This window comes from Mesorhizobium sp. M1C.F.Ca.ET.210.01.1.1, assembly GCF_004791585.1.
Lineage (GTDB): Bacteria > Pseudomonadota > Alphaproteobacteria > Rhizobiales > Rhizobiaceae > Mesorhizobium.
Genome location: NZ_SRUU01000050.1, coordinates 1 through 19,661, shown reverse-complemented (window position 1 = coordinate 19,661; position 19,661 = coordinate 1). Strand labels below are relative to the sequence as shown.

The 19,661-nt window shown below is 58.6% G+C and carries 18 protein-coding genes and 4 pseudogenes; 10 read left to right on the top strand and 12 right to left on the bottom strand.

Annotated features, from left to right (window positions below):
* Positions 1-261 precede the first annotated feature (261 nt).
* The 5 genes and pseudogenes from EN853_RS31160 to EN853_RS34225 all read left to right on the top strand — a co-directional run bounded on the left by EN853_RS31160 (position 262) and on the right by EN853_RS34225 (position 6,685).
* Positions 262-540 (top strand): AlpA family phage regulatory protein, encoded by a 279-nt coding sequence (locus tag EN853_RS31160; protein WP_063169289.1) that lies wholly within the window; start codon positions 262-264, stop codon positions 538-540.
* A complete protein-coding gene (locus EN853_RS31155; protein WP_063169290.1) occupies positions 537-1,169 on the top strand; it encodes a hypothetical protein in 633 nt (210 codons plus the stop codon). The genes EN853_RS31160 and EN853_RS31155 overlap by 4 nt, the downstream gene beginning before the upstream one ends.
* A gap of 702 nt (positions 1,170-1,871) precedes the next feature.
* Positions 1,872-5,405 carry an autotransporter domain-containing protein gene (locus tag EN853_RS31150; RefSeq protein WP_082826570.1) on the top strand — a complete coding sequence of 1,178 codons (3,534 nt, stop codon included), beginning with the start codon at positions 1,872-1,874 and terminating at the stop codon, positions 5,403-5,405.
* 243 nt (positions 5,406-5,648) lie between these two features.
* A pseudogene (locus EN853_RS34930) lies at positions 5,649-6,332 on the top strand (integrase); the annotation flags it as partial.
* Positions 6,333-6,448: 116 nt separating this feature from the next.
* Positions 6,449-6,685: a hypothetical protein gene (locus EN853_RS34225; protein ID WP_063169293.1), complete on the top strand. Its 237-nt coding sequence runs from the start codon at positions 6,449-6,451 to the stop codon at positions 6,683-6,685.
* Positions 6,686-6,846: 161 nt separating this feature from the next.
* On the opposite strand, the pseudogene EN853_RS31135 reads toward EN853_RS34225, so the two are convergent.
* Both EN853_RS31135 and EN853_RS31130 read right to left on the bottom strand, forming a co-directional pair.
* A pseudogene (locus EN853_RS31135) lies at positions 6,847-7,047 on the bottom strand (SMC-Scp complex subunit ScpB); the annotation flags it as partial.
* Positions 7,048-7,140: 93 nt separating this feature from the next.
* Positions 7,141-7,401, bottom strand: a complete 261-nt coding sequence (locus tag EN853_RS31130; RefSeq protein WP_095769041.1) for a hypothetical protein — start codon at positions 7,399-7,401, stop codon at positions 7,141-7,143.
* Positions 7,402-7,618: 217 nt separating this feature from the next.
* Here EN853_RS31130 and EN853_RS31125 point away from each other — a divergent pair, with 217 nt between their 5' ends.
* Both EN853_RS31125 and EN853_RS31120 read left to right on the top strand, forming a co-directional pair.
* Positions 7,619-9,781 carry a prolyl oligopeptidase family serine peptidase gene (locus EN853_RS31125; protein ID WP_126080676.1) on the top strand — a complete coding sequence of 721 codons (2,163 nt, stop codon included), beginning with the start codon at positions 7,619-7,621 and terminating at the stop codon, positions 9,779-9,781.
* Positions 9,782-9,819: 38 nt separating this feature from the next.
* The gene (locus EN853_RS31120; RefSeq protein WP_063169295.1) at positions 9,820-10,518 is read left to right on the top strand and encodes an OmpW family protein; all 699 of its coding nucleotides are present in this window, start codon (positions 9,820-9,822) and stop codon (positions 10,516-10,518) included.
* Positions 10,519-10,825: 307 nt separating this feature from the next.
* On the opposite strand, the gene EN853_RS31115 is transcribed toward EN853_RS31120, so the two are convergent.
* The 9 genes and pseudogenes from EN853_RS31115 to EN853_RS31080 form a co-directional block, all read right to left on the bottom strand.
* Entirely contained in the window at positions 10,826-11,026 is a 201-nt protein-coding gene (locus EN853_RS31115) for a hypothetical protein (protein ID WP_244514237.1), read from the bottom strand.
* 144 nt (positions 11,027-11,170) lie between these two features.
* The gene (locus EN853_RS34925; protein WP_063169296.1) at positions 11,171-11,830 is read right to left on the bottom strand and encodes a hypothetical protein; all 660 of its coding nucleotides are present in this window, start codon (positions 11,828-11,830) and stop codon (positions 11,171-11,173) included.
* Positions 11,831-11,931: 101 nt separating this feature from the next.
* Positions 11,932-12,587, bottom strand: a pseudogene (locus EN853_RS31105) (IS630 family transposase); the annotation flags it as partial.
* A 68-nt stretch (positions 12,588-12,655) separates the two neighbouring features.
* A pseudogene (locus tag EN853_RS31100) lies at positions 12,656-12,890 on the bottom strand (aldehyde dehydrogenase family protein); the annotation flags it as partial.
* A gap of 308 nt (positions 12,891-13,198) precedes the next feature.
* Positions 13,199-13,447, bottom strand: a complete 249-nt coding sequence (locus EN853_RS35195) for an aminotransferase class III-fold pyridoxal phosphate-dependent enzyme (RefSeq protein ID WP_063169297.1) — start codon at positions 13,445-13,447, stop codon at positions 13,199-13,201.
* A complete protein-coding gene (locus tag EN853_RS35190) occupies positions 13,408-13,635 on the bottom strand; it encodes an aminotransferase class III-fold pyridoxal phosphate-dependent enzyme (protein WP_263485461.1) in 228 nt (75 codons plus the stop codon). Before EN853_RS35190 ends, EN853_RS35195 begins: the two co-directional genes overlap by 40 nt.
* Before the next feature lie 221 nt (positions 13,636-13,856).
* Complete coding sequence (locus EN853_RS31090; protein WP_063169298.1) at positions 13,857-15,839, bottom strand: argininosuccinate synthase-related protein; 1,983 nt, start codon at positions 15,837-15,839, stop codon at positions 13,857-13,859.
* Positions 15,836-16,780 carry a DMT family transporter gene (locus tag EN853_RS31085; RefSeq protein ID WP_082826572.1) on the bottom strand — a complete coding sequence of 315 codons (945 nt, stop codon included), beginning with the start codon at positions 16,778-16,780 and terminating at the stop codon, positions 15,836-15,838. Before EN853_RS31085 ends, EN853_RS31090 begins: the two co-directional genes overlap by 4 nt.
* Before the next feature lie 657 nt (positions 16,781-17,437).
* Positions 17,438-17,656, bottom strand: coding sequence for a helix-turn-helix transcriptional regulator (locus EN853_RS31080; protein ID WP_029354714.1), 219 nt, complete (start codon positions 17,654-17,656; stop codon positions 17,438-17,440).
* 109 nt (positions 17,657-17,765) lie between these two features.
* Here EN853_RS31080 and EN853_RS31075 point away from each other — a divergent pair, with 109 nt between their 5' ends.
* Positions 17,766-18,032: a DUF2285 domain-containing protein gene (locus tag EN853_RS31075; RefSeq protein ID WP_063169299.1), complete on the top strand. Its 267-nt coding sequence runs from the start codon at positions 17,766-17,768 to the stop codon at positions 18,030-18,032.
* 438 nt (positions 18,033-18,470) lie between these two features.
* Here EN853_RS31075 and EN853_RS31070 read toward each other — a convergent pair whose 3' ends face one another.
* Positions 18,471-18,704 (bottom strand): helix-turn-helix transcriptional regulator, encoded by a 234-nt coding sequence (locus EN853_RS31070; protein WP_082826573.1) that lies wholly within the window; start codon positions 18,702-18,704, stop codon positions 18,471-18,473.
* A 115-nt stretch (positions 18,705-18,819) separates the two neighbouring features.
* Between EN853_RS31070 and EN853_RS31065 the strand changes: the two genes are divergently transcribed.
* Positions 18,820-19,101 carry a DUF2285 domain-containing protein gene (locus tag EN853_RS31065; protein ID WP_063169301.1) on the top strand — a complete coding sequence of 94 codons (282 nt, stop codon included), beginning with the start codon at positions 18,820-18,822 and terminating at the stop codon, positions 19,099-19,101.
* A 438-nt stretch (positions 19,102-19,539) separates the two neighbouring features.
* The coding region (locus EN853_RS31060) for a leucine zipper domain-containing protein (RefSeq protein WP_245474027.1) at positions 19,540-19,661 on the top strand (122 nt) is incomplete at its 3' end.

Here is a 19,661-nt window from a genome sequence, read left to right as displayed (position 1 = left end):
TTAGGAGGAGCACTCGTTGTCGGATTCTCGACGATGTCGGACATCTGACACAACGCTGCCAGAGCGATCACGTTGTTCCGAAACGATTTTCCCAGTTGGCACGACAATTGCGGTCCTATGCGCAAAAGCACTGCGATGCCGCACCGACTGGAAGAACTCATCAATGATCACGCTTTTCGAACATGTGGGCGCCGCTACCAACACTAAGCGTTCCCGATCAAACGGAAGCCTCTATCCCTTCTTTCTGAAGGCTGTCCGGACATGAACGCATTTGATGTCCGTCCAACGCTGGATGCTCCCGACGACGATCTCTATCTTTGGCTTGAAGATGTGGAAGGCGAGCGGGCACTTGCCTGGGCCGCCGGCCAGTCGGCAAAGACCCTGAAGCACTTCAGTGGAACGCAGTTCGAGCGCGACCGCGCGACTCTGAAGGCAGGCCTGTTCCCTAAGCGGCGTCGCATCTCCCCCGGCCGAGTCGCATGGCTTGAATCCGATATCAGGGCTTGGATGGAAACTAGATCTGAGAGCCGCACCGCATGAATGTAGCCTCCCAATATCTTCTCCCGTCTGTGGCGCATCACGAAGCCGGGCACGCGGTGGCCGCCATCGTTTTGCACCGTCAGATGTTCGACGACGACCGTGAACTCCCTGCTTTCTCAAGTGTTAGTATTTACCCCGACGCCGGTGACGGAGAGTGCGGTGGTTTTGTCGAAGGCACGGTTTTCTATTCAGCGCAAGGATTCACCTCGGAGCTAAAGCCGATTTTCGAGAACGATATGGATCGACATTTCCAACGCGATGAAGCGATCCAAGAGATAGTTGCGTGTCTGGCAGGTCCTTTTGCAGAATCCGCATTCGAAGGCTATCTGGACCCGCGCGATATGGCGATGAATGCGTCCGATGGGAATGAGGGGAGCAGCGACTACGCGGATGCCAAGCGAATCTATGGTGAGTTGCGGTTCCTGATGCCGCGCCGCCCCCGTTGGAGGCGGATCGAAGATCGCACGGCCCGGCTAGTACTCGATCACTGGTCAGCCATCGAAGCATTGGCCGCGCATTTGCTGGTCAAGCATGATCTCCAATTCGATGAGGCTCTGACGATTGTTGCGCCGCATCTTCCGCCCATGCCAGCAGCTACGCCGCCAGAGCGTCATCCGCAGCCTGCTTGATCAGCCATTCGATGTGATTTGACCACATCTGCAACACCTCGCGCTTCTCCTTGACGTTGCTATAGAGATCGTAGATTTCGCCAATGTCTCCGGTGCGGGCTCACAGCCCGTCCATATAGCCGCCAGTCTGCTGCCTTCGAGTGGCCCATGTTGGCCGCGGCCAGGAAGTGGCGACGATTGAAAGGACAAAATCAGTTGCCGAAACTCATCGCAGGTGACGGTCTGGTGGCAATTTGGGCACATCTTGTGTCTCGTCGCCAGTAAACACGGATGCCCGGCAGGAGCTGAGCTCGCTGCCGGCGGAAATCGTAGAGCGCCAGCGACGCATTCTGATCTTTCGTCAGGCAGTCGACCGCCTTGGCATACGCCTCGGCCTCCATCTCGATCGACCTGAACCGGTATCTTGTGCGCCATCCGGACGATCTGGGAAAGCTTGGCCGGGCCGGCGCCTTCCCAGGCGCACGGGAAGCGCGACGACCCATGTGGACCTTGGATTTCACTCCGCACTTACGCTGCTTTGGCCTTGTCAGCAGCCTGAGCATAAAGCGTGCTCAGCTTTCAGGCCGAGCACTCATCCATTGTTGACAGCACCTGTCGTCATTCAGGATCGCCCCATTCTCGCAGGCCGCTTGCAGCTTTCAGGCTGTTGTCAGCCAGGGCCGCCATAAAGGGTCTCGTTAAACAATTCAGGAGGCCGTTCCAATGAACAATCAGTTTGCGAGACTTTTTCGAGGACCAGGTATGCAGGCTTGTTTCAGGACAAAGAACTTTCTGGCGGCAACCACCGCGATGACGACGGTATTCCTGCCGGCTGTGTCTCTCGGGGTGGGTCTGGTAGCATTTCCAACTGGAGAAGCGTTGGCCGACGACCCGATTTCGATCCCGCTGGAGTATGTCGGGGAAGGCCATGACCGCCTGGGCATCTGGGCCAAGATCAACAATGGCAACGCGCAGCGATACGTATTCGACACGGGCTCGGACCAGCTCAACACGCAGATCGGGTCAGAGGTGACCGGGGTCCGCCCGATTGCCGACACGCCTTACGTATATACGTACGGGGACGGAACGTATGGTAATAAGCTTCAGAACGTGGAAATTGATAAATTTACATATGTCGATCCAGATCAAAAGATAACAATCGACGGGCCGTCTGTAAGCGATAAGAAATACCGGGCTGCTCGCATTCTCGATTTTGTCTATACCCATGCGTATTGCAAGGACAACAATCTTAAGTGCACGCCGGGATCCGTGACGGATGGACTTAAAGATATGTATGGTCAGGATCTCCAAGAACCTTATCACGCCGATAAGGAGCAGCGGGCGAAAATGACCGCTGGCAAGATGGCAGACGAAGGCGGCGATTTCGCAGGTACATTCGGGGCCGGCGATTTTCTTGGCAAGACAAGTGTCTGGGGCATGATGGGCAGTGTCACCAGGTCTGGCTACGTGGTCTCCGCCAATGTGAATCCGGATTCCGAGAGCGACCAAACGCCTGGCTGTTCCCCCTGCACGATTGTCAACCTCAATCCAAGCCTCCGGGCCCAATATACTAATGCCATGCCATGGGGAGAACCCGAGGAAAAAGATCAGGATTCTTATCAGAATTTTCCTGGCTCTGGCGCCAATGCCTCGACCGAATACGAAGGCAGCTACAATCTGCAGTACACGGTTAAGGATGGAGCCCCACCAATCACCGACCCCAACAAGACCGCGGTATTGCTCGACACCGGCACACCGGGCGGTGGCAGTCTGGAGATCAGTGATGCGATGCTGAAGCAATTTCAGGATGCGGGCGTCAAACTTAAAAATGTTCGGAGAAATGAGCAACGCGAGATCGTAAGCGCATCGGGCAACATCCCGAGCGTTACAATCGCAGGAACGGATGGCGATCCGGTAAGGCTGGACAATATCGACTTCACCTACACCAGCGGCACGACGGAACAACCCAATGACCAGACCAGTTTTGTTGCCGGTCTTGACTTCTTCAAAAACAGATCGGTCATTTTCGATCTGGAGAAGAAGTATACCGCTTATACGTCACATTTCGTCACTGCCAGCAACTTCTCTACCGATTCATCCGCACCCGAAGGGACCGGTCTGAGCAGGATCACGACGAGCATGGGGAATGAGGGCGGGTTCGGCATAGCGGGTGTCGTCTCCGGCTCCGGATCGCTGACGCTTGATACAAAGACGGTGGTCCGGATGACGAATGTCAACACCTACACCGGCGAGACGAATATTGCTCAGGATGCCTATCTCTCGCTTGCGGGGCTCGGCAACATCCAACGGTCAGCGAAAGTCGTTGCAGACGGCACGTTCGATATCTCCGAACATGGAAATGGCAGCGACTATTGGGGAATCTCCGACGCCTACAACGATGCCCGTATTCGTAGCCTGAGTGGCAGCGGAACGGTCGAACTGGGCAAGCGTACCCTGGTGCTAACGGATTCGAACGACACGTTCGCCGGCAGCATCAACGACCTCGACGTTGATAACAATAATATGGGCGGCAAACTATTCGTTGCCGGTGGCGTGCAAACGCTGAGCGGAAAGAACAATTTTTCCGGCATGACGACGGTCGGTTCCGGCGCGGGATTGCTGCTTGCCGATACAGGTGTGCTTTCCCATGATGCGACCACGTCCGGCTTTCTCGGGAATGACGGGCAGATCGGGGGCACGGCTATCGCAAACAGCGGCGGTGTCGTCGCAGGCGGCGGCACCTACGGTGCGGTCACCATTTCCGAGGGCGGCACGGTCGCTCCTGGCAGTGCGACCGATCCGAGCAGGATCGTCACCACACTGACTGTCACGGGCGATTTCGCGCAGCAGTCCGGATCGATCTATCAGGTCGACCTCGCAAGGTCGTCCGATCTCATCGATGTTGGCGGAGCAGCGGCGATCGACAGCGGCGCGCAGATCGAGCTGCTGCGGCAGGGAACGCTATCGGTCGATGCCCGATATACTCTGCTCTCCGCAGCAGGCGGCGTAAGCGGCACCTATGGCGGGCTGACGGGGGCTCTGGCGACAGACGCGACGCCCTTCGTCGATTTCCAGCTCGTCTACGATGCCAACAATGTCTATCTCGATATCAGCCGCACATCGACGGCGTTTGCCGATGTAGCCAGCACCTTCAATCAACGCTCGGTCGCCGCAGCGGCTCAGGCGCTTGGAAGCGGTAATCCGATCCAGGACAACATCCTGTTCCTGACGGCGCCGGAAGCCCGCAACGCTTTCGATATGCTATCAGGCGAGGTTCATGCTTCCATTCATAGCGGCCTCATCGAGGACAGTCATTCTGTACGCGATGCCGCGAGCGAACGGATCCGTGCGGCGTTCGACGGCGTCGGTGCCTCCAGCGTTCCGGTGATGACTTATGGGCTGGGTGGTCTGGAACTGGCCCCGGCAACGAGTGAGAATTTCGCCGTATGGGGCCGTGGCTTCGGCGCCTGGGGTCATCTCGACAGCGACGGCAATGCCGCCGGTCTCGATCACTCGACAGGCGGCTTTCTGGCTGGCGGTGACGCGGCTGTCGGCGAAAGCTGGCGGCTCGGCCTCATCAGCGGCTACAGCCATACCTCCTTGGAGGCGGACGATCGCGCGTCGTCGGGCTCGAGCGAGAATTACCATCTCGGTCTTTTTGCCGGCACGCAGAACGGCAATCTCGGTTTTCGTTCCGGCCTTGCCTATACCTGGCACAGCATCGAGACCGGCAGGTCCGTGGTCTTTCCAGGCTTCGCCGACAGCCTTTCGGCCGATTACGACGCCGGCACGTTCCAGGCCTTTGGCGAGCTCGGCTACCGTATCAATACGGCTTCGGCTTCCTTCGAGCCCTACGCTAATCTCGCTTATGTGAATTTTGACGCCGATGGCTTCACCGAGAATGGCGGCGCAGCCGCCTTGTCGAGCGGGGATCGCTCGAGCGACACGGCGTTTACCACGCTAGGTCTGCGTGCGTCGACGGTACTGACCCTCGGCACCGTGACTGCTACCGCGCGCGGCGGTCTTGGCTGGCGCCACGCCTTCGGCGACGTCAGGCCGGATACCGCTCTTGCCTTTGCTGGCGGTTCCTCCTTCGCCATCAAGGGCGTGCCGATCGCAAAGAACGCAGCTCTGCTCGAAGCTGGGCTTGACGTAAACATCACCGAGAACGCGACGTTCGGCATCGCCTATCAGGGACAGATCGCCTCGGATGCCCAGACACACGGGTTCAGCGCCAAGCTCGGCGTCCGTTTCTAAATCACCCGCAAAAGAGATTGGTTATGAAGTCAGTGAGTGCATTTTCTTTTACCGTCGTTCTCGGCTCAGCGACGGTGATGTCTGTGTCCGCCGCGCGAACGGACGATGCCTGCTACAACAAGGCACAAAGCCTATGATGACGCAATGTTCAATCGACGACCTGAAGCCAGTCGATGGCGAGCTTGACAAGCTCTACAAGGAGATGGAGACCCGGCTCAAAGAGTCCCGGCGCATGTCCAGGAACTGGTCGAGACCGCGAGGGGCTACAACGCCACCTCGGAGAACACGCGCGACGCCTACCCCAAGGATTGGCGGCATTTTTCCTCCTGGTGCCGGCGCGCTGGCTTCGATCCCCTGCCTCCGGGCTCGAAGGTGATCAGGCTCAATATCAGCGCCTGTGCCTCGGGCACCGCCGCCGGCGATCCGAAGCGTGGCGCCCCTGCCCTTTAGTTTGCGACCATCGAGCGGCGGCTTTCCGGCCTCGCCTGGAACTTTACCCAGCGCGGCCGGCCGTTGGACCGCGCGGAGCGGCATATCTATAAGGTTCTTGCCGGCATTCGCCGCAAGCACGCAAAGCCACCGCGGCAGAAAGAGGCGGTCCTGGCGACGATCTGCTGGCGATGATCGCCACGCTCGGCCACGACCTCAGGGCCTGCGCGACCGCGCTATTTTGCTCCTGGGCTGTGGCGGCGGCCTGCGGCGCTCCGAGATCGTCGGTCTCGACGTCATGCGCGACGACAACAGCGATGGCGCCAGCTGGATCGAGATTTTTGACGGCAAGGGCTGCTGGTCACCCTGCGCGGCAAGACCGGCTGGCGCGAGGTCGAGGTCGGCCGCGGCTCCAGCGACCACACCTACCCCGTAGTCGCGCTCGAGAGCTGGATCCGCTTTGGCCGCATCGCACGTGGACCCCTGTTCCGCCGCATCTTGTCGATCAGGTCGATATAATACGAAAAAGCCGCCGCCATTCGGGACGGGCGTCGGCTATCATGTCCAGCCATTATGCGGCGAGCGGATAGCTTTCGCCGGACCAGGCAGAGAACTTGGCGGCAAAAGCCTTCATCTCGTCGACCGCGAATGTGGTGCGCGGTTGCGAACTCGACTTGCTGGGCGAGAGGGACCTCGCCGAGAAAGGCGCTGACATGAGCGGGATGCTGCTTGGCCAAATCGAGATCCGCAAAGCAATCGGCCAGCGCCGCGTCGTCCAGCTGTACGCTGCAGGGCGCGTTCACGTCGTCAAGACGGATGCCAAATGCTTGCTCATAATGGCCGCAAGGTAATCGTTTCGGGTCGGAGACACAAGTTGCCGCCTCCTTCGCCGTAGAGTGGCCCGATACAATCACGATCGATATTGCCACCTCTTATCGATAGTGATCGCATAGTTCCCTGATTCGACTCTCAACCGCTCATATCAAGCGATTACTTCCATGTATCTGCTGCGCTAGCCCGTCCTGGCCTTGGAGTGTCGCTCCTCACCTCCTCCACCACTCACCAGCCCGATGGGAGTATCGCCCGCCAGCAGCTTCTCCTTGCTGAGCAGCGCGGCAACCTCAATCGCCTCGAAATCGGGCAAATCCCGCAGTGTGTCGAGGCCGAAGTGCAACAGGAAGGTCTTGGTCGTGACGTAGGTGTAAGGCGTGCCAAATTCAGCGGGCAGGCAGACGTTGACCCACAACAATCAAGGGGACGGTGCAGGCCAAGATTGCGGCAGGGCTTGGGCCCCCCACCCTTCTCCTCAGAACTCCGCTGCTTCCAGCTGGCGGCTGAAACTCACAGGCGCAGCCAGCTTGGTCTCTAACAGCATCGATCGCATCATGGTGTCTGCCATGAATCCGTGTGCGTGAAGCGCTCCAGAGCGAAGATGTTGGGCGTCAACCAGGTTCACTCCAATGAGCTTCACTTCTCGAGTTCTGCACAGTGTCCACGACTGGCGCCGGAGGTTGATCCGGTGATTAGGAGGAGCACTCGTTGTCGGATTCTCGACGATGTCGGACATGTGACACAACGCTTCCAGAGCGATCGCATTGTTCCGAAACGATTTTCCCAGTTGGCACGAAGGTTGCGGCCCTATGCGCAAAAGCACTGCGATGCCGCACCGACTGGAAGAACTCATCAATGATCACGCTTTTCGAACATGTGGGCGCCGCTACCGACACTGAGCGTTCCCGAGCCGACGGAAGCCTCTATCCCTTCTTTCTGAAGGCTGTCCGGACATGAACGCATTTGATGTCCGTCCAACGCTTGATGCTCCCGACGACGATCCCTATGTCTGGCTTGAAGATGTAGAGGGCGAGCGGGCACTTGCCTGGGCCGCCGGCCAATCGGCAAGGACTCTGAAGCACTTCGGTGGAACGCAGTTCGAGCGCGACCGCGCGGCTCTGACAGCCATTTTCGACAATCGCGACAATCTTCCCCTGATCGCGCGCCGTAGTCAGTACCTCTACAATTACTGGCGAGATGACGGTAATCCACGCGGACTGTGGCGCCGGACCACCCTTGCCGCCTACATGAAGGCGGATCCCCAATGGGAGCTACTGCTCGATCTGGATGCTCTCGCGGCTAGCGACGGAGAGGACTGGATCTGGGACGGCGCGTCCATCGAGCCGGAGAGACGGGAAAGAGCCGTTCTGCGCCTGTCGCGCGGCGGCAGCGACGCGGTCGTGCATCGCGAATTCGACCTGATTTCTCTGAGCTTTGTCGCCGACGGCTTCAACCTCCCCGAGGCCAAAGGCTACGTTAATTGGCTGGACCCTGACACGCTTCTGCTTTCCAGTGCGCTTGGTAATGGCATGGCCACCCGCTCCGGCTATGCGCGCACAGTTCGACTGTGGAAGCGTGACGCGGATCCCCTCACCACGCCGGCAATCTTCGAGGCCGGGTTCGAAAGCTTCCAAGTGTCTGGTCATTCGGACCGCACCGGCCGCAGCGAGCGCCTTTGGTTCATCGAGCAGCCGGCCTTCTTCGAGAAGATCAGCTGGATCGGCGATAGGAGCGGGCCGAGGAGGCAGATCGATCTTCCTCGCGACGCGTCGTGGCGGGTCTTCGGCGACTGGCTGGCGGTAAGGCCGCGCAAGCCCTGGACGGTGGGAGGCACCACCCATCCCGCCGACGCGCTGATCGTCATCTCGCTTTCCACTTTCCTCGCCGGCGGACGCCTTTTTGAGACCCTGTTTCAACCAGGGGAAAGGCGCTCCATGCAGTCATTCTTCTGGAATGACGGGAAGCTCATTATCTCTTACCTCGTCAATCTCGCACCGCGTTTCGAGATGTTCACTCCCGGCCACCAGGAATGGACGCGCCGAGTCCTGAACACCCTGCCCGCCGAAGGTACTGTCGACGTCTGGTCATTCGATGCGGCAGTTCACGAGACCAATGGAGAGGTCCTGATCTGTGCTCAGGATCCGATCACGCCGCCGCAGCTCTTGCTGTTCGATCTGAATGCCGCGCCGTCTCTCAGCGCTTCAGCAATCCTGAAGCGCAGCCCGGAGAATTTCGATGCATCCGGACTGGTGGTCACGCGCCACGAGGCAGTCTCTATCGATCATGAGCTGATCCCCTATACGCAGGTTGGTCCGGCGAACGGGAACGGAGATGCTCCGATTCACCTTTCCGCTTATGGCGGGTTCGGCGTATCATTCCTGCCCTACTACAACTCCCCGCTGGGCAAGCTGTGGCTCGAGCGCGGCGGCACGTGTGTCGAGGCGAACATCCGCGGCGGCGGCGAGTTCGGCACCCGCTGGCACGAAGCCGGGCGCAGGGAGGGCAAGCGTCTCGCCCACGACGATTTCGCCGCCGTTGCCTCCGACCTCGTGCGAAGGGGCATCACCCTGCCGAGGCGGATTGCCGCCGAGGGTGGCTCAAATGGCGGCCTGCTGATCGCAAACATGCTGACCCGCTATCCTGAGCATTTCGGGGCTCTGTTCTGCACAGCACCGCTTATCGACATGCGTCGCTACACCAAGCTCTTGGCGGGCGCGAGCTGGATCGACGAATATGGCGATCCGGACAAGGTTCACGATTGGGCTTTCCTGAAGGAAATCTCCGCCTATCACGCCGCAGCGCCGGGACAGCCCTATCCGCCTATCCTGATCGCCACCACGAAACGCGACGACCGCGTCCATCCGGGCCATGCGCGCAAGATGGCCGCAAAACTGCAGGCTCTTGGCTATCCCGCTTACTTCTACGAGGCCAGCGCAGGCGGGCACGGCTGCGGCGAGGACAATCGGGAGCAAGCCGCATTCATCAGTCTAGGCACCAATTTTCTCCGCAGCGCAATCGGCTTCAACGATCACCCTCCGGAGACGGCGGAACGCGTTGCAACGCAAGAGGGGCATTTGAGGTCCATCAACAATTCATTCGAGCAGGAGACGAAATAGTGCAGTGCATCCTTTCTGAACATCAAGGAGTGAATCTCATGGCGAGAACGCGAATGGGCGTAGCGCGGGCAACAGCAGCGGCGGTGGCCCTGATCATGGTGGGACAGCAGGCCGTCGCCGCGGAGCCTGCGCAAGCAGAGACCGTCCTGGCGGAGACGGGAGCCTCGGTCACCGAAGCGCCAATCCCTTGGCAGGTCCGCCTGCGGGCGTTGGGCGTCGTTACGAAAGATCTGGGCTACGTTGATACGCTTCCCGGCTCCGGTCTTTCGTATTCGGACACGGTGACGCCGGAACTCGATATCTCGTATTTCTTCACCGACAACATCGCCGCCGAACTCATACTCGGTACCACTTATGCCAACATCGCGGGCCAAGGGACGATCGGAGGGTTGGGCAACATCGGCAAAGTTTGGCTGCTGCCGCCGACACTCACGTTGCAGTACCATTTTACCGATCTCGGCGCGTTCAAGCCTTATGTCGGCGCCGGCGTGAACTACACGATCTTCTACAACCAGGACACTGGCAGCGCTGATGCTCTCAAGGTGAAGAACACGTTCGGCACGGCGCTGCAGGTCGGATTCGACTACATGGTGGACCAGCACTGGGGCCTCAACTTCGACGTGAAGAAGCTTTTCCTGAAGCCGGACTTCGACGTCACGGTGACCGGCGCGAAGCTGACGGGGAAGGCGGAGCTCGATCCCTGGCTGATAGGCGCAGGTGTCACCTACCGCTTTTGAATATCAGAGTGAAGTCTGCTTCCCGACTGCCGGTTTAAATGAAGGGCGCCTCGCGCGCCCTTTTTTACGGTCGACACTGCAGCGCAAGACCTCATGAAGCTATTGTCGGGCGGGGTTCTCTTCCGGCGGACCAAGAAGATGCACTGGCCAACCGGCCTTGCGCCTGAGGTGGAGTGCTTAGAAGCGCTTTGGATCGGGACGGGCTTTGGTATTGTGGGTGGAATGCTTCAGCCAGACCATTTGCCAGCATCGTCTCCCGGACGTCATGTGTGAGCTTCTTTGTCAGCGCAAGGCGAACACGGATCTCCTAGCAGGCCGTTGAAGAAGTGTCCCGTTTGGCCTTGAGGATTGCCTCGTCGCCGTTGTGATAGAAGGTGATGTCGATGGAGCCGTCGTCGAGCAGTTCAGCATGGCCGTCGCCTGTGACCTCGTCCATTTCGTCGAATCCGACCCATGTGAAGAAGACCGTCGACGGGCCGTAGCCGAGTTCGAGGGTTAGATGAGCCAAACGCCAGTGGGGCGTCCTGGGGACGACGCGCGCGAGATTCTGGTCGTGGTGGCCAGCCCAATACGATGTGAGAAGTTGCTGCCGGTGCGGGTACCGGAGGTCGCCGATAGTGACAGCCGATGTTCGACAGCGGCAAGGACATGCTCAGCCGTCAACGCGCCGAGGGCTTGGCCGGGAATGGTGGTGATGGAACCAATCCAGAAAGCGGCGGCTGCCCAGGAGAACGCCTTCGCGGGACTTTGACTCCAGTCCGCACACCCTGCTCAGATAGTCCGAAAAAGAGGTCAGAAGCGGAGCATCCGGATTATTATCTACACTGGGAACAGAAGCATGGAAGCGTTCTGGAGCCACTCGCCGCGCGTTTACCAGTGCCGACACTGCTCCAAGCTGACTATCTGCCATGACCACCTGCCGAACGTAGTCCGTTGATGCCACCGGTACCCTTCGCGGTCTGCTCCAGCGGGAAGATCGGGTCTGATCGACCCTGCTGACCTGTGCGGCGGCCTCTCTCGCTAGGGCGTCCCCCTTCCTGTCGTCCTCCTCCGCCGCTTTCGGCTGCTTTCGGCCCGCCGCCCTCGCCAAGGCGTCGTAGTCGGTAAGCGCGTCCTCCGTCTCCTTTAGGGGCTTCATCGCGTGACTAGAGTTTAGCGCGTGTTTGTAGGCGGCGGACCGAATGGTCGTCGAAATGCCACTCAGCGCCACCGCAAGATGCCCTAGGGCTTCCGCCTCATGATCTGACAGCGGCACGTCACGATTAGAGCCGATTGCCCTGCCTTCTTCCAGTTTCACAATGTTTGTAGTCATTTCCTGCTCCATCGCGTTGACTGAGATACGATGGAGACGGAAGTGGAGAACAAATTTTTACAAGCAACTAAGATGATATTCTCGTCAACGGGACAATAGTGGACGTTGAGGGCGGCGAACAGGGTGGTGGTGCCGTTGCGCTTGTAGTCGTGCCTCATCGTACCGAGCCGCCCCTTCTTCATCGGCAGGCCGGGTGGGTGCGGTCGAGCGCCGGATCTGGCTCTTTTCATCGACCGACAGAACGATGGCATGGGCCGGCGCATCGAGATAGAGGCCGACGACGGCGCGCAACTTGTCGACGAACTTCGGATCATTGGAGAGCTTGAACCTGGCGCCAGCGGTGGGGTGCGAGACCATGCGCCTTCCAGATGCGCCTGACGGCGCTGGCGCTGATTGCGGCGGCTTGCGCCATCATGTCGGCGGTCCAGTGGGTCCTCTCGCCCGGCGGATCGGCAAGCGTCAGTGCCACGACGCGCTCGCCGACATCGGGACCGAGCGGCGGAATGCGCCACTGTCGCGTCTTGTCGCGCAGCAGCCCGTCACAGCCTTCCGCGGCAAAGCGCTCCTGCCAGCGCCAGACGTCGGTCTTCGACTTGCCGATGCGGCGCATGACCTCGCCGGTGCCGACGCCGTCGGCGGGCAAAAGCACTATCTCGGCGCGCCAGACATGCTTTTGCGGGGCGTTGCGATCCCTGATCAGCGCCGTCAGACGGACGCGATCGGCCGACGAAACGGTGAACGATCTTCCTGTGCGCATGCGCCAGACTCGCACGCGCAGGCCAGAAAGGGAATCTCTGATTGGACTCCTATGTCAGGCGGGAACCACTAGACGCCGAGACCGCCGATGCAGACATGTTTGGTGTCGAGATAATCCACGATGCCCTGGAGGCCGCCTTCCTTGCCGAGGCCCGATTCCTTGACGCCGCGGAACGGCACCTCCGGCGTGGTGATCAGGCCTTCATTGACGCCGGTACTTCAGTCCTTCCATCACGCGGAAGGCGCGACCGAGATCGCCGGTGTAGAAGTAGGCCGCGAGGCCGAACTCGGTGTCGTTGGCGAGCGGCGTGCCCGACCTGAGACATGGGTGACGTTTTGTACCGGACACGGATGAAGTGCACCCCTCGGGTGAGCGTTTGCTCGATAATATCCACTGAAGTGAAGCAGTCGGTCTTAATGCTGGAACTCATGCCACCCGACCGACCCGGGAATTCGCAGCAGCGGCGCCGTCGAGTGCAGAACGAATGCCGTCAACCAAGGGGTCGATCTCGCTTTCGGTGATTATATAGGGCGGACAGATTCCAAGCACGTCTCCCATATTGCGGATCATGACGCCGTGCTCGCGGCACCGCCGCTCGACATCGCCGATCCTCAGCTCGGGCGCGAAGACGCGACGGGCGCACGATCCTCGACGATCTGAACCCCCGCGATGAAGCCGCGGCCGCGGGCTTCACCGACAAGCGGATGGTCGCCGAGCGCGTCCGCGAGGGCTCCATGCAAGTGATCGCCGAGACGACGCGCCTGGGTCACGAAATCGATCTCGCTGTAGATCCTGATCGCCTCGGCGGCGACGGCCGCTATCACCGGATGACCGGAGTAGGTGAAACCGTGACCGAACACGCCGACCTTGTGGGCCTCGTCAGCGGCGCATTGATAAATCTTGTCGAGATAATGACGCCGCCAATGGGCAGGTGACCGGATGAAAGCCCCCCGGCGATCGAGAGCATGTCCGGTTCCATCCCAAATGTCTGGCTACCAAACCAGTTCCCGGTGCCTCCGAAGCCGCAGACCACCTCGTCGGACAGCATGAGGATAATTTCTCACTTTCTTGCGAAGATCGGGGGTGTCCACGGTCATTCGTATTACGCGAGATCCGCGAGGCCAAAAACCATCATACCAGAGAGGCGAAACTGCTATCTAGGTGTTTAGATGCAAGAAATTAATCCTGCATTGTTCCCGCACCAGGAACACCCGAGAGGATACCAAGCAGTATTGAACCTTGTTGAAAATGCTCTCGGCGCGCTGGGCGTTATAATTTCTCGAAGGCGATCACAAGGACGTCGCGATAAGCGTACGGCATTTTCAGGTTTTCGGCCACAATCGACGATACATCGTGAAAGGTTTCGCGGTCGTTGCAGATCACAAAATCATTCGGGGAGTTCATTTCGACCTCGCCGAGGAACTCCTTTGAGGCGTCGGTGATCATGCTCATGCCGCCGGTGACGTTGACCCGCCCAATCATATAGCAAGCAATGAAGTCCACCCCGTCCTGGTGAAGGCCCTCGGGTGCCGGTTTGCCATTTACACCATCGCGCGCGACAATCCGGTAGGGATGGATCTTGATATTCCAACGATCATGTCGGGCGGCTTCACATAGAATTCTGCAGAAACCTGTCAGAATCTTTTCTAAGACGGGATGGTCTATAAAGGAGTTTTCAAGGGGCTCGAAGTGGCGCTTGAAGCCGCCATTCAGATGATTGACACTTTTTGATTGTTCGTAGGGGGCGTGGGGTAGGAGCCTAAAGATTCCGTCAGTCGCGTCATATTCAAAAGCGCTATAGCGCCGGTAACGATATGTTCCGCCGTCACGCATGTATTCATCGAGAAGAAGTCGATTCCAATGGTCAGCAAAGTTCTTCCAGGCTGCATCAATTTCGATGCCAAAGCAGGCTTCGGCGCGCTCGCCTTTTGAAAACCACCATCCATTTGTCACCAGACCGTCAGTGCATTGTTGACTGAGGTTGGCCGGCGCCTGGGGTGCGTTGTTTTCCACGGGTGTCTCCCTTTTGGTGACTTGGCGAGGACGGAACGCTTTGGACAACGCTATGTGGGTTGCGGCTTGGTATTCCCAAAGGTCGCGGTCCCTAATGTATCTCGGCGTCCTGGCTCGGATCGACCGAGGTAAAAAGCGTGTGTGATCGACTATGTAGCTGACGCTCCCGCTAACGCCCTCGAGGGCGGATGCAATGGCCCGTTCGCACATCTGGTGAATAGTACTGCCCCATGCACCTGAAACCGCCTCTTGGGACCAGGCTTGCTCAAGCCCTTGCTTCAAAACGATTGATGCCACGTCAAGAGAAGCGGTTTCGAGGTGACGCAGCGCGTCGAAGATAATGGCCGCGGCAGGGGCCTCGCGGACTTCGAGAACCTTTTGGCCGGTTGTGATGTGTTCAAGCCCGACAAAGCGGCCGTGCCCGAATTTGCCGACCGTGTTATTCAGGAACGGGATTGCGTCGACCAATGCAACATCACGGTCATCAATTGACACGAGACTTCCGTCTGCAAACCCGAGTTTGATCTCTACCGGCTGCTCTGCGGGAATGTGGCGCGTCCAAGCAAATGCCTCCTCGGGGATGGAAAAGTTCTCGGGATCTTCCAAAGGCCCCGACTCGAATTCCCGACACCAGAGGTTTTCGTCCGCGCTCCACGTGCGGTCCGCCACAAAAGTCGCTCCACACTTGGACAGGTCGGAGGTCTTCTGTTGTCGGGATATCACAGAGCATTCATACGGACTGCCGAAGTTGCCGGAAAATCCTGAGCGCTTAATGCTATTGTTAAGGCGCGGAAGACTGTTTTGAGAAAGGTTTGCTGTATGAAGAACCAGCCGTGAGTTGATTGACCTAGCATGATTAACAACCAAAGATGCGATTATGGGACGGCTCAACGAACTGCTCAACGGATAGATGCCAAGGTACTTGGCGTGGGCTCGAATGGCTGATTTCACGCCTTGTTCGACAAAGGCATCCCGCCCTTCGAGGCAGACAAAGCGCGCGCCGAACATGGCTGCCGTCCGTTCCAACAAAGGCTGATCGATGCGCGTTCCGACATCCGCTGCGACAGCTTCAATGTTCGCAAAGCCAAGGCTTTGCAGCTTGTAGAGAAGATAGGTGCTGTCGAGACCGCCGCTGAACATGGTTGCAACTGGTGCGGTTCGGTCCGGAAAAGCCTCCAGATCTTCAAAACTCGAAATGCCGCCGATGGCGGGTTTGGTGGAAGCCAAGATGGGGTTCATTTGGATGTCCTGCTCTCAAACCAGATGCCAGCAAACGTCGCAGCGAGGACGAGGCCTGCGCCTATCAAGCTCGGTACTGTCAAAGGCTCATTCAGAAGAAGGTGCGCTAGAACGAAACCAAAAAAAGGTTCTGTTCCCATCAAGAAGCCAACCCGTGTCGGTGTGGATTTTCTCACTGCGGCATTTTGAATGTAGAATGCAGCGAGGGTGCAGAAGAGTGCAAGGAAGGCAACAGCGCCCCAAAACTGAAGGGTGGCCCTCACAACAAGGCCTGAAATTCCGAACTGAGCGACGGCCAAAACGAAAGTAAGTGTTGCCACCGTCGATCCTTGGATGGCCGTCAGGGCTGCAGATGAAATCTGCCGGCCGGCCAGAAGGCGTTTGGTGGAAACGACCATAACCGCTCGCAGAATCGCGGCCCCCAAGACAAGCGCGTCACCCGGGCTGAACCTGCTGATCCCGCCAGTGAGAATGCCGACACCGATGCACGCTATGGCAGCACTTGCCAAAATGCCCGTAGGTGGAAGTCGCCGTGATAGCCCATAGTCGATGCTCGGCGTGAAAATCACACAAAGCGATATGATCAAGGCCGTGTTCATTGCGCTTGTCGATGCAACGCCGTAAGTTTCAGCAATAAAGATGCAAAAAAGTATTGTTCCCAATGCGAAGCCGCGGATGAAATCGCCCCAGGAGACCAATGCGATCTCATGTCTTGCAGCCACTGCCGTAATGATCGTAGTAATCAGGAAGCGATAAAGAACAAGTATCGAAACCGGCGCGTAGAACAGTGCGCCTTTCCCGACCGGATAGCTCGCCCCCCAAACGAATGCGACTCCCAGCAAGGCTAGATCCACCGAGAAAGATGGCGTCCGTGTTTTCCTGACAGGTATTGGAGAACTTTCGAAAACGTCCACCTTCAAAGTTTCCTTTGTGTTAGCCATCCACCCCTGCTGCGAGGGTCAAACAGATCAGGTCGTTCAGCCTCTTGGGCGATCCGTGCCGCGGCGTACTTGTTTTTGGTAACGCAAGTGCCGTGCCGATTCGGAAAACCATTGCTAGACAACAACCTGGTCGCCTTGATAGTTCGGCGGTTCATGTCCATTGTTGTCAGAATGCCGACAATGACTTCAACTGCAGGGATCCTACCGGCAGGGCCTCAAGGCGAACACGCGGCTCCAAGATGCCGACACGATGGCTGGTTCAGCCATGCTTCGACAGTTGCCTGTTTTTTCAGTTCCTTTGCTGTTCGTGCGCTAACCGCAACGCTCCATACTAGTCTCGCGTGGCTGTCCCCGTGGGGTGGGCGGCAGAAAGCGATTAGGCCCGCTGAAAGAGGCGAACCGCATCCGAAGGATCGTAACCAAGAGAAGGACCTGAAGCGAGAGCGAAGGTTGCGGGAGGCCGCGGCGGGCCTAAAAGGCAATGCCGACCGCCCCAGGAAAGGCTGACAAAAACCGCAGCGGCCGACTGTCCAATAGGGTGCGCCGGGCCAGGGCGAGCCAAATGGCAGGGGCTGCCGGGGGACCCTAAGAAAAGCCTGGGTTCACGAGCACCCGGCGCGCGCCATCAGGCGGCCAGCTACTTGGAGGGCGGGTGTATCATGCCTGTTTGTCGGGCCGAACCAGATCCATGTGGCTGACGCCGAGGGCCAATGCCAGTTCATAGATCGTGATAATTGTCGGATTTCTTCGGCCTTTCTCCAAGCCGCTGATGTACTGCTGACTGAACCCGGAAATCTCCGCAAGCTGCTCCTGCGTCAGGCGCTTCCTTTGCCTGATCCTCTGCACATTCCGTCCGACCAACTTGCGCATATCCATGCACGCAAGCCAGCGGATCAGGCGGCTTGAGTTTATCAACTATAATATGTAATCCACATTTAGCAGGCACAGGGCTTCGCGGGTCCATTGGCCGGAGATAGAATTAGCGATGTTGCAGCCCAGATCGAACACGCCGTTCGCCGACGAGGTCCCCTGGTCGGACCGCATTACAGCCTACGACAAGGACCACTTTACAACCTATATGAGGCTCCTGGACGCCTCGGCCGACAACGCCACTGAAGAGGAAATGGCCAAAGTGATCCTCGGCATTGATCCGGCACGCGAACCTGAGCGCGCACGCAACGTTCTTCGCAGTCATCTCGACCGTGCAAACTGGGTGGTGACGAGCGGCTACAAGGATTTGTTCGCCAGTTGACGAAATGGGCGGTGCGGTCGCTTCGCTTCAAGCAACGAAGTCGCGCAACCGCCATGCATCGACGTATCACCACAGCGCGGATGGCCCAGCGCTTCGCTGTCTCATCATTTTGTCCTCCGCTCGCCAATGGCTGCTTCCCAGGAATGGGTGCGGCGGCGAATCATGACAGGAACGGGTCCGCCGTCTGAGCCGCACCGCATCCGAAGGGCCGGATGGACAACCTACTGAAAGCTCACAGCTGGCTAAGGGTTGCGGGACGCCGCGGCGGGCCTAGAAGGATGCGGCGCCACCTGCTGAGAAAGGCACAAAACAGAGCGAATTGCGAGAGTCTAACGACGCGCTAGGAGGCGCAGCGGAATGGTCGAGACGCCAGAGCCAAGAAAAGCGGGGCTCGACCCACCGGCACACGGCACGCGCGGTGATGGGCGCGGGCGCCCACTACGTGCGCAGGCTCAACAGAATCTCACACGGATCAGCATCGAGGGCCGCAGTTACGTCGAGAAACTCAATGACATCGAGACGCCGTTCGCCACCCTCATATTTCGCCACGAAAGATTGCGGACGACCAAGCTTCTCAGCCACCTGCGCCTGCGTCAGCCCTTTGACATTGCGCAGTGAGATCAACTGGGCCAGAAACCGCTGGTGGCGGGGAGATCGAAGAGATTTGGGCATTTAGGTGAACCGGCAGGTAGAGACCGGCTCAGCGACTAATCCCCGTTTCGGATTATCCCATTTTGGGATATTCTGCCTTGGATCCAGCGATCAACATGCGAGGTTCGCGGCAGACATGAATCAATCAACGGGAACAGATAGGACTCAAAGCTCAACACTGCTCGACGAAGTCCCTTGGTCTGACCGTCTTACCGCCTACGACAGGGCGCACTTTACCATCTATATGAGGCTCCTGGACGCCTCAGCCGATGAGGCGCCCGAAGAGGAAATGGCCCAACTGATCCTCGGCATTGATCCGGCACTTGAACCGGAGCGCGCCAGGAAGGCGCTTCGTAGTCATCTCGACCGTGCGAACTGGATGGTGACGAGCGGCTACAAGGAATTGTTCGCCAGCTGACAAATTCGCAGTGCTCGGTCATAGAAGCGTTCCTGTGCCATTGGTCAGGCTGATCGGGGCCTGCACCACAGACGCGCCGGCAAAATGGACCCGGTGGCGAGCACAATTCAGTTCCCAGGAAATCGGGGTTTGGCAACTGTCCGAGCGTCTGACGTGATAGAAGGTTCCGCTCTGTCTGGATGGGTATTAGCCCGGAGCAGCACTCCATATCGTACCGGCGCTCGACGAAGGGTCCACCTCTTCGCTTTCAAGCCGCATAACCGATAGCCATCGCCCTAAGTCAAGGGTTAGAGATTACCGGCAGGCAGGTATGCAAGCGGGCCATCCTCGGAAACTATATAACCGCACGACTAGCTGTGAGCTTTCGGGAGGTTGTCCATTCGGACCGGACCGGGGAGACTGGAGTTACCAAGCTTCAGCACTCACCGGAGGGTCCGAATGAACATCCATAAGAATGCCCGTCTCACACCGCTGCGTCGAGAGGAGATGGCGCTGTCGGTGATAGAAGGCGCTTTCTCCAAAGCCCATGCGGCGCGTGTCTACGGCGTGTCGGCCAAGAT